This is a genomic window from Nocardioides sp. ChNu-99, from assembly GCF_029493445.1.
GTDB lineage: Bacteria > Actinomycetota > Actinomycetes > Propionibacteriales > Nocardioidaceae > Nocardioides.
In genome coordinates this window covers 43,722-57,638 of sequence record NZ_JAHWBL010000001.1, presented here as the reverse complement: position 1 = coordinate 57,638, position 13,917 = coordinate 43,722, and the positions used below count along the sequence as shown (strand labels likewise).

At 77.1% G+C, this 13,917-nt stretch carries 13 protein-coding genes; 8 read left to right on the top strand and 5 right to left on the bottom strand.

The genetic code is table 11. The features are described 5' to 3' along the window. The first annotated feature begins 54 nt into the window (after positions 1 to 54). The gene (gene mptB, locus KK617_RS00260) at positions 55 to 1,500 is read left to right on the top strand and encodes a polyprenol phosphomannose-dependent alpha 1,6 mannosyltransferase MptB (protein WP_277497377.1); all 1,446 of its coding nucleotides are present in this window, start codon (positions 55 to 57) and stop codon (positions 1,498 to 1,500) included. A 204-nt stretch (positions 1,501 to 1,704) separates the two neighbouring features. Beyond that, a complete protein-coding gene (locus KK617_RS00255) occupies positions 1,705 to 3,342 on the top strand; it encodes a HAMP domain-containing sensor histidine kinase (RefSeq protein ID WP_277497376.1) in 1,638 nt (545 codons plus the stop codon). 29 nt (positions 3,343 to 3,371) lie between these two features. Here the strand turns inward: KK617_RS00255 and KK617_RS00250 are convergent, their stop codons facing one another. Both KK617_RS00250 and KK617_RS00245 read right to left on the bottom strand, forming a co-directional pair. Further along, positions 3,372 to 4,079, bottom strand: coding sequence for a hypothetical protein (locus KK617_RS00250; protein WP_277497375.1), 708 nt, complete (start codon positions 4,077 to 4,079; stop codon positions 3,372 to 3,374). 68 nt (positions 4,080 to 4,147) lie between these two features. Beyond that, complete coding sequence (locus KK617_RS00245) at positions 4,148 to 5,272, bottom strand: glycosyltransferase (RefSeq protein WP_277497374.1); 1,125 nt, start codon at positions 5,270 to 5,272, stop codon at positions 4,148 to 4,150. Between the two features lie 120 nt (positions 5,273 to 5,392). On the opposite strand from KK617_RS00245, the gene KK617_RS00240 reads away from it, so the two are divergent. Together KK617_RS00240 and KK617_RS00235 are read left to right on the top strand one after the other, a co-directional pair. Then, the gene (locus KK617_RS00240) at positions 5,393 to 6,397 is read left to right on the top strand and encodes a pirin family protein (RefSeq protein ID WP_277497373.1); all 1,005 of its coding nucleotides are present in this window, start codon (positions 5,393 to 5,395) and stop codon (positions 6,395 to 6,397) included. After that, a complete protein-coding gene (locus tag KK617_RS00235; protein ID WP_277497372.1) occupies positions 6,394 to 7,044 on the top strand; it encodes a DNA-3-methyladenine glycosylase I in 651 nt (216 codons plus the stop codon). Before KK617_RS00240 ends, KK617_RS00235 begins: the two co-directional genes overlap by 4 nt. Here KK617_RS00235 and KK617_RS00230 read toward each other — a convergent pair. Next, a complete protein-coding gene (locus KK617_RS00230) occupies positions 7,029 to 7,388 on the bottom strand; it encodes a hypothetical protein (protein WP_277497371.1) in 360 nt (119 codons plus the stop codon). The genes KK617_RS00235 and KK617_RS00230 overlap by 16 nt on opposite strands. A 70-nt stretch (positions 7,389 to 7,458) precedes the next feature. Here KK617_RS00230 and KK617_RS00225 point away from each other — a divergent pair, with 70 nt between their 5' ends. Genes KK617_RS00225 through KK617_RS00215 form a run of 3 tightly spaced genes read left to right on the top strand, consistent with a single transcriptional unit; the run spans position 7,459 to position 10,074 of the window. Further along, complete coding sequence (locus KK617_RS00225) at positions 7,459 to 7,887, top strand: CidA/LrgA family protein (protein ID WP_277497370.1); 429 nt, start codon at positions 7,459 to 7,461, stop codon at positions 7,885 to 7,887. Further along, entirely contained in the window at positions 7,884 to 8,612 is a 729-nt protein-coding gene (locus tag KK617_RS00220; RefSeq protein WP_277497369.1) for an LrgB family protein, read from the top strand. Before KK617_RS00225 ends, KK617_RS00220 begins: the two co-directional genes overlap by 4 nt. A gap of 58 nt (positions 8,613 to 8,670) precedes the next feature. Beyond that, positions 8,671 to 10,074 (top strand): amidase, encoded by a 1,404-nt coding sequence (locus KK617_RS00215; protein WP_277497368.1) that lies wholly within the window; start codon positions 8,671 to 8,673, stop codon positions 10,072 to 10,074. A 12-nt stretch (positions 10,075 to 10,086) separates the two neighbouring features. Here the strand turns inward: KK617_RS00215 and KK617_RS00210 are convergent, their stop codons facing one another. Continuing rightward, positions 10,087 to 11,409, bottom strand: coding sequence for a glycerate kinase (locus KK617_RS00210; protein ID WP_277497367.1), 1,323 nt, complete (start codon positions 11,407 to 11,409; stop codon positions 10,087 to 10,089). After that, positions 11,406 to 12,542 (bottom strand): LacI family DNA-binding transcriptional regulator, encoded by a 1,137-nt coding sequence (locus KK617_RS00205; protein WP_277497366.1) that lies wholly within the window; start codon positions 12,540 to 12,542, stop codon positions 11,406 to 11,408. The genes KK617_RS00210 and KK617_RS00205 overlap by 4 nt, the downstream gene beginning before the upstream one ends. A gap of 125 nt (positions 12,543 to 12,667) precedes the next feature. On the opposite strand from KK617_RS00205, the gene KK617_RS00200 reads away from it, so the two are divergent. Next, positions 12,668 to 13,915, top strand: a complete 1,248-nt coding sequence (locus KK617_RS00200) for an amino acid ABC transporter substrate-binding protein (protein ID WP_277497365.1) — start codon at positions 12,668 to 12,670, stop codon at positions 13,913 to 13,915. Positions 13,916 to 13,917 lie beyond the last annotated feature (2 nt).

Sequence of the window (13,917 nt, the reverse complement as noted above, 5' to 3'; positions counted from 1 at the left end):
CCGGGGTCGGTCCGGGGTCGGCCCGGCGTGCCCGGCCCGGCCTAGGTTCCGCCTGTGCTGTCGCGAGGAGTGGTGGGCTCGGTGCTCGTCCTGCTGGGCGGCTTCGTGGTCTCCACCCTCCCCGCCTCCTCGCCCGTCATGGAGCTGGACCTGCTCGCCGGCCTGCGGAGCACCATGACCGGCCGGATGGTCGGTCTCGCCGTGGTGATGGCCGGTCTCGGCCTGCTGGGCGCCGCCTGGCTCTCGCTGTGCCGCTCGGTGGTGCACGACGCGAGCGCCGAGGCGCTGGGGCACGTGCGGTGGTGCACCTTCCTGTGGTGCGCGCCCCTGCTGCTCGCCCCGCCGCTGTTCAGCCGCGACGGCTGGTCCTACGCGGCGCAGGGGATGCTCACGCACGTCGACGCGTCGCCGTACTCCCACGGCCCGGCGGTGCTCGCCGGCTCCGTCGTCGAGGCGGTGGACCCGCGCTGGATGGGCACGGTGACGCCGTACGGGCCCCTGCCGCTCGCCATCGGCGACGTGGCCGCGGGGGTGACCGGCAACCCGTGGATGCTCGTCGTGGTGCACCGGGTCGCGGCGCTGGCCGGCCTGGCGATGCTGGCGTGGGCCGTGCCCCGCATGGCCCGCTGGACGGGCGTGAACCCGGCCCTGGCCACGGCGGTCGTCATCGCCTCGCCGCTCATGATGGCCAACGGCGCGGGCGGCCTGCACAACGACCTGCTGATGGTGGGCCTCATGGCCGCGGCCCTCGTGGTCGCCGCCGAGCGCTCCTGGGTGCTGGGCGCCGTGCTCGGCGGCCTCGCCGCCGCGGTCAAGGTGCCCGGCGGCCTCGTCTGCATCGCGGTCGCGCTCGTCGCCCTGCCCGCCGCCGCCTCGATGGGCCGGCGGCTGCGGCGCCTCGCGGCCGTCGGGGTGCTCTCGCTCGGCACCCTCGTCGCGCTCGGCCTGGTGTGGGGCGTCGGTCTCGGCTGGGTCGAGGCGCTCACCGTGCCCGGCAGCGTCAACACGCCCCTGTCGCTGCCCACGGTGGTCGGCGGCGTCCTCGACGACCTCGCCGGCCTGGCCGGCCTCGGCACCGATCCCGCCACGTTCCTCGAGCTCACCCGCCTCGCCGGCAACGTCCTCGCGGTCGGGTACGCCGGGTGGGTCGCCCTGCGCTGGCCGACCGGCGACCGCGCCCGGGCGGTCGCGGCGACGACGGCCGTCATGGGCGTGCTCGTGCTGCTCAGCCCCGTGGTGCACCTGTGGTACTTCCTGTGGGTCGTGCCGTTCCTGGCCGCCCTGCGCCTGCACCGCCTCGGCGCGGTCGGGCTCGTCGCCGTGAGCGTCATCGGGGGCGTCGTCGCGCCGCTGGACTCGTCGCTGCACGGCGCCTACCTCGCCATCGTGATGGGCTCGATGATCGCGACCGCGATCGTCGGCGTCCTCTTCCTCACGTCCCGGGCTCGTGACCGGGTCGAGCGCATCGTCGCCCCCGACTGGATCCCCGCGCCGCGCTGAGCCCGGCAGCCCGGCAGCCCGGCAGCCCGGCGGCGGGGCGGGCGACGCGGGCCCGCGCCTCACCCGTCCGGGCCGACCGGACCAGACAACGGTCCCGACCGCCCCGCCCGTTCGGACGAACCCGTCGCCGCGCGGCCCGCCCGGTGCCACGATGCCCGGGCAGGCCCACGGACGGCGGTCGACGGGCGGGAGGGAGGTGCGCGCATGGACCTGGCTGCGACCGGGCTGGCCCCCACGCGTCACCACGTCGCCGACCCCGTCACCGACCAGGTCGGGGCCATGACGGCCGCGGCGGTGGGCCTCGTCACCGGGGCGCACGCCACGGTCCTCGTCGTGCTCGACGAGCACGGCGCCCGGGTGCTCGGGCGCGACGGGTCACCCCGGCCGGCCGAGGAGGCGCAGCTGCTCGCCGCGGTGCGCAGCGGGGCGCTGCCGGCCGGGGGGAGGGGACCGGGCGCCGGGGTGCTGCACGCGCTCGCCACCCGGGCGCAGCGCTGCTGGCTGTGGCTCGAGGGGGCGCCCGCGGTGGACCCGCCGCTCGACCGGTGCGCCGCCCTCGCCGGACGGGCGCTCGAGGTGGAGGCGGAGGCGCGCACCGTCACCGTCCGCGCCCACCTGGCCGGCGCCGCCCGCGACGTGGTGCGGGCGGCCGTCGCCTCCGACGCGCCGGCCGAGGTCGTCGTCGCCTCGGAGGCCGACATCCTCACCGGGCTGGGGGCACGGGCCATCAAGACCCGCATCTACGGCTCGACCGAGGGCATCGGCTCCTTCCACGCGCTGCCCGACGAGCTGCCCGGCCTGCCGGCCCCGCTCGCCGACGCCGTCCGCGTCGTGCTCCAGGGCTGCTGGGACCGCCAGGAGACGTGGAACGTGCGCGCCACCGAGGTCCGGGCCGGGCGGGCGCTGCCGCTCGGGGAGGAGCACCGCGACCTGCTCGCCGACTGGGTCGGCCTGCTCGCCGCGCGGGGCCTGGAGGACGTGCTGCTGGTGCCGATGGGTGCCGGCGCCGCCTGCGTCGGTCTGGTCGGGCTGTTCCGCGCGGCCGACGACCCCGCCTGGTCGGGGGCCGACCGCTCGGCCGCCCTCGACATCGGCCACGACCTGGGCCGGGCCGTGGCGACCGTCCGCGCCCGGGAGTCCGAGCGCCGGGCGCTGGCCGAGCTGCGCGAGGTCGACCGCTACCGCAGCCGGCTCGTGGCGACGCTGGCCCACGAGCTGCGCACCCCGCTCGCGACCATCACCGCGGCGCTCGAGCTGATGGGCCCGCCCCGCACCCCGGACGACCTCGACGCCGCGGCGTACATCGGACGGGCGGCCGGCTCCATCCGCGCGCTCGTCGACGGGCTCCTCGTCGTGGGGCGGGCCGACGGCCCGCCCGCCGCGCCGCTGGTGCCCGCCGACCTCGTGCCGGTGGTGTGCGGCGCCGTGGACGACGTGCGGATGACCGCCGCGGCGAGGGGCGTGCGCGTGGGGCTCACCACCGTCGAGGCGGCCCGGGTGGCGGCGGACCCCGGCGAGCTGGCGCTGCTCGTGTCCAACCTGGTGGCGAACGCGGTGAAGTACACCCCCGCCGGCGGCTGGGTCGCCGTGCGGCTGGAGTCCGGCGACGGTGTCGCCCGGCTCGTCGTGGAGGACTCCGGCATCGGCATCGCCGCGCACGACGTGCCGCACGTGTTCGCCGAGTTCTTCCGCTCCAGCGACCCGGACGCCGCCGCGCAGCCGGGCTCCGGGCTGGGGCTGGCCGTCGTGCGCAGCGTCGCCGAGCGCGCGGGCGGCCACGTCGCGGTCGCCTCCGAGCTCGGCGTGGGCTCGCAGTTCACGGTCGAGCTGCCGACCGCCTGACCCGGACGTCCCACGAGGGGCCGGTGCGCTCAGACCCGGACGTCGACCCGCGGGCACCAGCGCCGCGTGCGCTCCAGCGTCGCGACGTCGTACGCCGCCCCCGCGGCGTCGGCGTCCGCCGCCCGCAGGAGCCGCTCGGCGACCGACGGCTCCCCGTCGAGGCAGGCCCGCGTCGCGGCCAGCACGACGAGCGGCGGTGGGGCGCCCGCGCCGACCGTCTCGACGGGAACCTCGCGGTCGAGCGCCGCGTCGACGAGCCGCACCCAGGCGGCGGGGTCGTCCGCGGTCAGGCCGACGTGCAGCTCGGCGGCGGCGATCTCGTCGAGCGCCGCGCCCGCGCCGTGCTCGCCGACCTCGGCGGGCAGCACCAGCGTCACCGGCACCTCGTCGTCCAGCAGCCCCGCGGCCCGCGCCTGGTCGAGGGCGGCGAGCACCCGTCGTACGGCGCCCGCGGGGTCCCCGGGGTCGCGCACGGTCGTGCGCAGCCCGGCCACGGGCAGGTCGAGGCGCCCCGCCAGCCGCAGCGGGCCGTCCACCTGGGCGGCGCCGCCGGTGGTGACGAGGACGAGGGGCAGCGTCGTGCCGCGCAGCCCGGGCAGGGCGCGGTCGTCGACCGCGACCGCCCCCAGCAGGGGACCGAGCCGGGCGACGTCGGCGAGCGCGGCGAGGCCCGCGGGGGAGGGGTCCGCGACGAGCGCCGTGACGATGCCGGCCAGGGCGGGGGAGAGGTCGTCCACGGCCCCGAGGCTACGACGGGCCGGGGCGGCGGGACGGGTCAGGCGGGGACGGGTCAGGCGGGGACGGGTCAGGCGACGAGGCGGCGCTGGCCGGCGGGGTCGAGCCGGCCGTGCACCTCGAGCATCCGCTCGACGGTCGCCGACCACGGGAACTGCTCGGCGCGGCGACGCGCCCCGGCGCGGCGCTCGGCCTCGGGGCGGGCGGCGACGGCGAGCACGGCCTCGGCGAGGGCGGAGGGCCGCGGCGGCGCCCAGGCGCCCGAGCCGGCGTCGACGAGCTCCCGCGCGCCCCCCGCGGACGCGGTGACGACGGGCGTGCCGCAGGCCAGCGCCTCGAGCACCGCCAGCCCGAAGGTCTCACCGGGGCAGACCGACAGGGCGACGTCGGCGGCCGCCACGTGGGCCGCGAGCCGGGCCCGGTCGGCGACGTGGCCGTGGAACGTGACGGGCGCCCGGCCCGCGATGGCGCGCAGCTCGTCGAGGTGGGGGCCGTCGCCGTACACGTCGAGGCGCACGTCGACGCCGCGGCGGTGCAGCTCGACGGCGGTCGCGACCGCGAGGTGGGGCGACTTCTCCCGCGACAGGCGCCCGACGTGCACGAGCCGCAGCGGCCCGCCGTCCGCCCGCGGCGTCGTGCGCGGGTGGAACGTCGTGAGGTCGACCCCCAGCGGCACCCGCACGAGCGGACAGCCGGCGCCCGCGGCGGCCAGCCGGAACTCGGCGCGCGCGAAGCCCGAGGTCACCACCACGGTGTCGAACTGGCGCACCAGCACGCGGTTGTAGATGCCGATGGGCACGCGGACGCTCGTGTCGAGCCCGGTGCGCATCGAGAGCATGTGGTCGAGGCGCTCGTGGGAGAAGAGCACGGAGCCGACGCCGTTGCGGCGGGCCCACCGGGTGACCGGCAGGAGCGTCGACTTGTCGTTGACCTCGATGGTCGTGGGCGCGAACTCCTCGAGCACGTCGGTGACCCGCCACGGCTCGACGATGAGGCGGTAGCTCGCACCCACCCGGGGGGCCCGCAGCTGCACCACCGGGCCCAGGGGCGTCTCCGTGCGGGCGTCGGTGGGGCCGGGGACGACGAGGAGGCGCTGGGCACCGGCCGCGACGTACCCCTCGGCGAGGGCCTGGACGGCCGTCTTCATGCCGCCGGAGGCCGGTCCGATGAAGTTGGCGAGCTGAGCGATGCGCACGCGGCACGACGCTGCCGTGGCGGTGTGAACGAGCGGCGAGGCCCCGGTGGCCGCGAGGTGGCGGCTCGGGACCCGTGCAGTCCGGCCCGCGCGGCCGCCCGGTGCGGGAGGATGGACCCCATGAGCAACCTGGACACCCGCCCCGACGAGGTCGAGTGCCGCGCGGGCGGCGCCGCCCCCGCCGGCGTCGAGCTCCTGACGCCGCGCGACGTGCCGCTCGGCGGCCCCCGCGCGATGCTGGTGCGTCGCACCCTCCCGCAGCGGCAGCGCTCCCTCATCGGCGCCTGGTGCTTCCTCGACCACTACGGCCCGGACCTCGTGGCGGAGTCCGGCGGCATGAGCGTCGCGCCGCACCCGCACACGGGGCTGCCGACCGTCTCCTGGCTGTTCACCGGCGAGATCGAGCACCGCGACTCGGTCGGCTCGCACGCGATGGTGCGTCCCGGCGAGGTCAACCTCATGACCGCGGGGCGCGGCATCAGCCACTCGGAGGTGTCGACGCCGGGCACGACGACGCTGCACGGCGCCCAGCTGTGGGTGGCGCTGCCCGACGCGCAACGCGACACCGCGCCCGCCTTCCAGCACCACGCGCCGCCGCTCGTCACGGCGCCGGGCGTCGAGGCCCGCGTCTTCCTGGGCTCGCTGCTCGGCTCCACCTCGCCGGTGGCGACCTTCACCCCGCTGCTCGGCGCCGAGCTGGTGCTCGAGCCCGGCGCGGACCTCCCGCTCGACGTGGACCCGACCTACGAGCACGGCGTGCTCGTCGACCGCGGCGCGGTCGCGGTGGAGGGCCTGCCGGCGGCGCCGGCCGACCTCGCGTACGTCGCGCCCGGCCGCGAGAGCCTGCGGCTCGTGGCGGGTCCGGAGGGCGCGCGGGTGCTGGTGCTCGGCGGCCCGCCGTTCGGCGAGGCGATCGTCATGTGGTGGAACTTCGTGGGCCGCACCCACGAGGAGGTCGTGGCCTACCGCGAGGCGTGGCAGGCCCAGGTCACCGCCGGCGGCCCGGCCGTCGTGACCGACTCCCAGGACGTGGCCGACGGCCGCTTCGGCGTCGTGCCCGACGACCACCTGCCGCCCATCCCGGCGCCCCCGCTGCCGAACGCGCGGCTGCGCGAGCGCCGGTGACCGACGGCCCGCCGCCCGACGGCACCGTCCTCGGCGAGGACGGGGTGCGGCGCTGCCCCTGGGCCGGCGTTCCCGGCCCGATGCGGGCCTACCACGACACCGAGTGGGGCGTCGCCGTGACCGGCACGGGCCGGGCACGGGAGACGGCGTACTTCGAGCGGCTCACGCTCGAGGCGTTCCAGTCGGGGCTGTCCTGGGCCACGATCCTCGCCAAGCGCGACGCCTTCCGCGAGGTGTTCGCGGGCTTCGACGCCGCCGTCGTGGCCGGGTACGGCGCGACCGAGCGCGCCGCGCTCCTCGCCGACGCCCGCATCGTGCGCAACCGGGCGAAGGTCGACGCGACCATCCGCAACGCGGCCGCGGTGCTCGCGCTGCGCGCGGACGGGCCCGACGCGTTCGCCGCGCTGCTGGAGTCGCACGCACCGGCGGAGCAGCCTCTGCCGCGGGTGCCCGCCGAGGTGCCGACCACCTCGCCGGGGTCGCTCGCGCTGAGCCGGGCGCTGAAGCGGCGCGGCTTCACGTTCGTGGGGCCGACGACGATGCACGCGCTCATGGAGGCCACGGGCCTCGTCGACACCCACCTGCTGGGGTGCCACCGCCGGGGCGTGCGGGCCGGTACGGCCGGTGCGGGTCAGAAGACCCAGTAGCAGCCGATCAGCGCCGGCAGGAGCCCGAGCAGGACGAGCGGGTGGACCGGCGAGCGCCGGTGGATCGCCAGGCCCGCCACCATGCCGAGGACGCCCACGGCGGCCGCGATGACGACGAGGCCGATGCGCGCGTCGAGGTGGCCGTCGATGGCCGCGGCCGCGACGACGAGACCGCCCGCGAGGTGGGAGGTCGTCGTCACGGTCAGCACCGACATCACCCACTGCTGCACCCGGCTCAGGCGCGCCTCCGCCTCCTGCGCGGCGCGCGGCGCCGGCGGGTTCGAGAAGTCGATGAGGTGCTTGGCCTTCCTGGGGGCGCGGGGCACCGGGGGCTGCGAGGACACCCCGCCACCGTAGCGCCGCCCCCGCGCCCACCGGCACGCGCCGTCCGGGCGCGGTGCTTCAATGCCCGCCATGTCCCGGCCCCCCTCCCCCTCCCCGTCGTCCCCGCCGTCGCGGCCGGGGTCGGTCGCCTTCCTCGACGGCCTGCTGCAGCTCGTCGGCGCGTGGCTCGCGGGCGAGGTCGTGGTGCGGACGCTCGGGCTGCCCGTGCCGGGCGCGGTCGTCGGGATGCTCGGGCTGCTGGTGGTGCTGCAGGTGCGGCGACCCGGGCCGTCGAGCGCGGTGCTCCACGCGGCCGACGGGCTGCTGGCCCACCTGCAGCTGCTGTTCATCCCCGCGGGGGTCGGCATCGTCGCCGTGCTGGCCGTCGTGCGCGCGGAGGCGCTCCCGCTCGTCGGCGGCCTGCTGGTGTCGTGGGCGGTCGGGCTCGTCGTGGTCGGCTGGGTGGTGGCGCTCCTGCTGCCGCGCCGGCGGCCCGACCGGGGGAGGGGCGCGTCGTGACGCTCCTGCTGGCCTGGCAGCCGGGGGAGACCGCGGACTGGCTGCGCACCTCCCCGCTGCTCGGCGTGCTGCTGACGCTCGGCGGCTACCGCGTCGGGCGCGCGGTGCACGCCCGCTGCGGGCGTCACCCGGCGACGCAGCCGGTGCTGGTCGCGGTCGTGCTCGTCGGCGCCGTGCTGCTGGCGACGGGCACGTCGTACGCCGACTACTCCCGCGGCGGCGACCTCGTCGCCTTCCTCCTGGGCCCCGCGACCGTGGCGCTCGCCGTCCCGCTGCACCGCCAGGCCCACCACCTGCGTCGGCTCCTGCTGCCGCTGCTCGTCGCCATCCCGCTCGGGGTGGTGCTCTCCATCGTGCTGGGGTACGGCGTCGTGCGCCTCCTGGGCGGCGACGACGAGCTGGCGACGACGATGGCGCCGAAGGCCGCGACGACGCCGGTGTCGATCGTGCTCTCGGCCGACGCCGGCGGGATCGTGGCGCTCACCGCCGTGCTCACCATCGCCGTCGGCATCGTCTCCGCCGTGCTCGGCCCGTGGCTGCTCACCCTCGCCCGGGTGCGCCACCCCCACGCCCGGGGCGTCGCCATGGGCACGGTCTCCCACGGGATCGGCACCTCGCGCTCGCTGGCCGACGACCCGGAGGAGGGGGCGTTCGCCGGCCTGGCGATGGGGCTGACCGCGTTCACGACCGCGGTCGCCCTGCCGCTGCTGCTGCGCGTGCTGTGAGGGCGGGGGCCGCGCGGGGGATTCCGCCCGGGGTGACCCGCCAGTAGCCTCACGCCGCATGACACATGTGCACGCCTTCGGCGACGACGCCCTCGGCACCCTGGACGCCGTCGGGCTCGTCGAGCAGCTGGCCGCCGGCCGGGTGTCGGTCCCCGAGGTGGTCGACGCCGCCATCGAGCGCTGCGAGCGGGTGGACGGCGCGCTGAACGGTCTGGCGCACGAGGCCTTCGAGCGCGCCCGCGCCGAGGCGCGGGCGCCGCGGGCGGGCTTCTTCTCCGGCGTGCCCACGTTCGTGAAGGACAACGTCGACGTGCGCGGGCTGCCCACCCAGGACGGCTGCGACGCCTACGTGTCGGCGCCGAAGGCGGCCGACGGCGACTTCTTCCGCATGTACGGCGCGACCGGCCTCCTGCCGCTGGGCAAGACGCAGCTGTCCGAGTTCGGGTTCTCGGCCGCCGCGGAGCACCCGCGCCTCGGCGCGGTCCGCAACCCGTGGAGCACCGACCACACGGCGGGCGCCTCGTCGGCCGGCTCGGCCGCGTTCGTCGCGGCGGGCGTCGTGCCGATCGCGCACGCGAACGACGGCGGCGGCTCGATCCGCATCCCGGCGGGCGCCTGCGGGCTCGTCGGCCTCAAGCCCACCCGCGACCGGTTCGCCCAGGACGAGGTGCACCGCGGCATGCCGGTGCGCATCGTCGCCGACGGGGTCGTGACCCGCAGCGTGCGCGACACCGCGGCGTACCTGCGGGAGGCCGAGAAGGTCTACCGCAACCTGCGCCTGCCCCCGGTCGGGGACGTGACGCGCCCCGGTCACGCGCGGCTGCGCGTCGCGGTGGTGACGACGTCGGTCGACGGCGGGGCCACCCCCGAGGTGCGGGAGCGGACCCTCGAGGTCGCCCGGCTGCTGGAGAGCCTGGGCCACCACGTCACCGAGCTCGACACCCCGCCCGTGCCGGCGTGGTTCAAGGACGACTTCCTCCTCTACTGGGGGTTCCTGTCGACCTACCTCGTGCGCACCGGCCGGTTCACCCGGCAGCAGTGGGACCCCACCCGGCTCGACAACCTGACGCTCGGGCTCGCCCGGTACTCGGCCCGGCGCGTCCACCGGCTGCCGCGGGCGATCGCGCGGCTGTCGGCGTCGCACCGCGTCACGGCCCGGCTCTTCGCCGAGCACGACGTGGTGCTCACCCCGACGGTGGCGGGGCCGACCCCGCTCGTGGGCCACCTCGACCCCACCCAGCCGTTCGAGACGGTCATCGAGCGGCTCATGGAGTGGGTGGCGTTCACGCCCCTGCAGAACGCCACCGGCGACCCCGCGATCTCCCTGCCGCTCGCCACCGACGCCGACGGCCTGCCGCTGGGGATGATGTTCAGCGCCGCGCGCGGGCGCGAGGCGCTCCTGCTGGGCCTGGCCCTCGAGCTGGAGGACGCCCGGCCCTGGCGCCACCTCCACGAGGCCTAGGCGGGGGCCCGGTCAGGAGGCCGGGTCGACCGCGTCCGCGACGTCGCCCAGGCGCCCGGCCACGCGGGCCAGGAGCCGGCCGGCCAGGGCGTCGGCCACCCGGGCGCCGAGCACCTCGACGTACGCCGCGGCCTCGCCCATCGCGCGGGCGGGGTCGGGCTGCAGGTCGGCGACGGCGTGGACCGCGGCGAAGCCGGTCGCGGCGAGCGTCGCAGGGTCCAGCGTGGTGCGCCCGCAGACCGCGAGGGTCGGTACGCCGGCCCGCGTCGCCGCCGCGAGCACCCCGACGGGCGCCTTGCCGTGGAGCGACTGCTCGTCGAGCGAGCCCTCGCCGGTGACGACGAGGTCGGCCCCGGCGACCACGTCGTCGAACCCGACGAGCCCGAGCACCGCCTCCACGCCGGAGGCCACGGTCGCCCCGGCGCCGGCGATCGCGCCGTACCCCGTGCCGCCGGCGGCCCCGGCGCCCGGCACCAGCGCGCTGCCGGAGAGCCCGGCGGCGACGTCGAGCACGTGGGCCCAGCGGACGAGCTCGCGCTCGAGGCGGTCGACGTCGTCGGGGGTGGCGCCCTTCTGGGGACCGTAGGTCGCGGCGGCCCCGTCGGGGCCGAGGAGCGGGTTGTCGACGTCGGTCGCGAGCACGAGCCGCCGGCCGTCGAGCAGCGCGCGCACCGGCACCAGGTCGACGTGGGTCGCCGCCCGCAGCGCGACGCCGTCCACCGCGGCGCTCGCGCCGAGCAGCTCCGCCGTCCCCAGGCCGGCGCCGAGCAGGTCGGGCGGGGCGTCCGGCCCGGCCCGCAGCACGGTGCCCAGCGCCGTGCCGAGCCCGGCGCCGAGGCCGAGCAGCAGCCCGGCCCCGCCGTCGGTCGAGCTGCTCCCGCCGAGGCCGAGCAGCACCTCGCGGCACCCGGCGGCGAGGGCGGCGGCGACGGCCTCGCCGGTGCCGGTGGTCGCCGCGGCCAGCGCGGTGTCGCTCGTGGGCCCCCCGGGCAGCCGGAGCAGGCCCGAGCAGTCCGCGAGCTCGACGACGGCGTGGTCGCCGCGGCGCGCCCACGCGGTGTCGACGGGGTCGCCCAGCGGGCCGGTCACCGTCACGGGAACCCGCTGGAAACCGGCGCTCAGCACGGCGTCGAGCGTGCCGTCGCCGCCGTCGGCCACCGGCACGCGGCTCACCTCCGGCTCGACGCCCGCGGGCACCTCGCCGGCGGCGGCCAGCTCGGCCCACCGGCGGCGCAGACCGGTCTCGAGGGCGTCGGCCACGTCCGTCGCGGTGAGCGACCCCTTGAACTTGTCGCTGGCCAGGACGACGCGGGGCGCGCCGTGCGCCGCGCTCACCGGGCGGCCGCCGCGCTCGCCCGCCGGCCGGTCGTCGTGCTGCTCGCCGTGCTGCTCGCCGTGCTGCTCGTCGCGCCGGTCGCCGTGCTGGGGGCGACGGCCGGGGCCGGCGCCGCGGCGGTCGACCCGCGCACGACGAGCCGGCCCGCGACGGGGTGCCGGCGGGGCCGGGTGGTCGGTTCCTTCAGCGCGAGCATCAACGCGTCCTCCCCCATCTGGGCCATCGGCAGCTTGTACGTCGTGAGCGCGGGGCTCAGGTCCATCGCCACGGCGACGTCGTCGAAGCCCGTCACGGACATGCGGCCCGGCACGGAGACGCCCGCCTCGCGGAGCACCGACAGGCAGCCGATCGCCATGTCGTCGTTGAGGGCGAGCACGGCGGTGGTGTCGGGGTGCTCGGCGAGCACGCGGCGGGCGCACTCGCGGCCACCGTCGCGGGTGAACGCCGCCTCGATGACGGGGACCGAGGCCGGGTCGACGCCCGCGTCGGCGAGGGCCGCGTGGACGCCGCCCATGCGGTCGGCGATGGTCGTCAGCGAGGGGGAGCCGGTCACGATGGCGAGCCGGCGGTGCCCCAGGCCGAGGAGGTGCTCCGCGACGGCCCGGCCGCCGGTGCCGTTGGGCGGGATGACGGCGTCGGAGCCGAGGTGGTGGCGCCCGATGACGGCGACGCGGCCGCCCTTCTCGGCGTACCGCTCCAGCTCGCGGCGGATGGGCAGCTCCACCTCGGGGTCGACGAAGCCCGAGCCGGAGACGACGATCGCGGCGACCCGGTGGGCGGCCAGGGTGCGGACGTGGCGCAGCTCGGCCTCGGGGTCGCGGCCGGTGTGGCAGACCTGGAGGGACAGCCCCTCGGCGTCGGCGAGGCGCAGGAGGCCGCTCGCGATCTCGGAGAAGTAGGGGTCGCCGATCTCGTGGACCACCAGGCCCACGGTGCGGTTGTGCCCGCCCGCCAGCGTGCGGGCGTGCACGTTCGCGACGTACCCCAGCTCGTCCGCGTGCCGGCGCACCGCCTCGGCCACCGCCGGACGCACGCCGGGGGTGCCGGCCAGGGCCCGCGACGCGGTGGCGATCGAGACGCCGGCCGCCTGCGCGACGTCGATGAGCCGGGGCCCGCCCTCCTTGCCCGCCATGCGTCCACCTCCGGGACCGTTCTCGAGAATTCGTCGATTGTGACCCTTGCCACAAGCAGCGTGCTCCGCCTACCTTACCGGAAGCGCTTACGTAAGCGCTTTCATCGACGAAGGGCAGCACGACCATGAGGCTTGGACCGACGAGGCGACCCACCCCGCGACGCACGGGCGTCGCCGCCACGGCCTGCGTCGCACTCGCGAGTGTCGTCGCGGGCTGCGGGCTCGGCGGGGGCGCCGGCAGCGAGGGCGGCGACGACGAGATCGTCATCGGCATCTCGCTCCCGCTCACCGGCGACTTCAGCGAGCCGGGCAAGGGCGTCCAGCGCGGCTACGAGGCGTGGGCGGACTACACGAACGAGAACGGCGGCCTGCTCGGCAAGCAGGTGCGGCTGGTCATCCTCGACGACCAGTCCAACGCCGACCGCGTGGCGTCCGACTACGAGCGGCTCATCAACCAGGAAGGCGCCGACCTGATCTTCGGCCCCTTCTCCACCCGCCTCGTGGTGCCCGCCGCCCAGGTGGCGCAGGACTACGGCTTCCTCTTCGTGGAGCCGGCCGGCGCCGCGGACGAGGTCTTCGAGCAGGGCTTCGACAACCTGTTCTACGCGGCCCCGGCGGTCGCGGACGACCACTACAACCTGCTCGCCGAGCACATCCTGGCGATGCCGGAGGACCAGCGGCCCAAGACCGCGGCGTACGCGACGATGGACGACCCGTTCGCCCAGGGCACCGCCTACGGCCTGCGCGACAAGCTGGCCGCGGCCGGCGTCGAGACCGTGGTCGACGAGGTCTACCCGCCGAACACCACCGACTTCTCCAACATCGCGGCGCAGATCGCCGACTCTGACGCCGACATGGTCGTCGGCGGCACGCAGTACCAGGACGCGGTCAACCTCATCGTGTCGCTGCAGCAGCTCGGCTACCAGCCGGACCTGGCCGCCTTCTCCACGGCGCCGACCAACCCCGAGTTCCCGGCCGCCATCGGCGACAAGGTCGACGGCATCGTCTCGCCGACCGGGTACACCCCCGAGGCGGCGTTCCCGGAGAACCAGGAGTTCGTCGAGTTCTTCACCGAGAAGCACGGCCACGCGCCGAGCGAGGACGAGGCGAACGCCTGGACGACGGGCGAGGTCGTCGCGGCCGCGGTGGAGGGCGCCGACTGCGCCGACCCGTCGCCGGAGTGCCAGCAGAGCCTCATCGACCACCTGCGCGAGAACGAGGTCGACACGGTCGTCGGCCCGCTCACGTGGGACGCGCAGGGTCGCCCGCAGAGCGCGCACCTCATCCAGCAGTACGTCGACGGCGAGATCCGCATCGTGATGCCGACCGAGCAGGCCGAGGCCGACTTCCTCTTCCCGAAGCCGGCGTGGTGAGG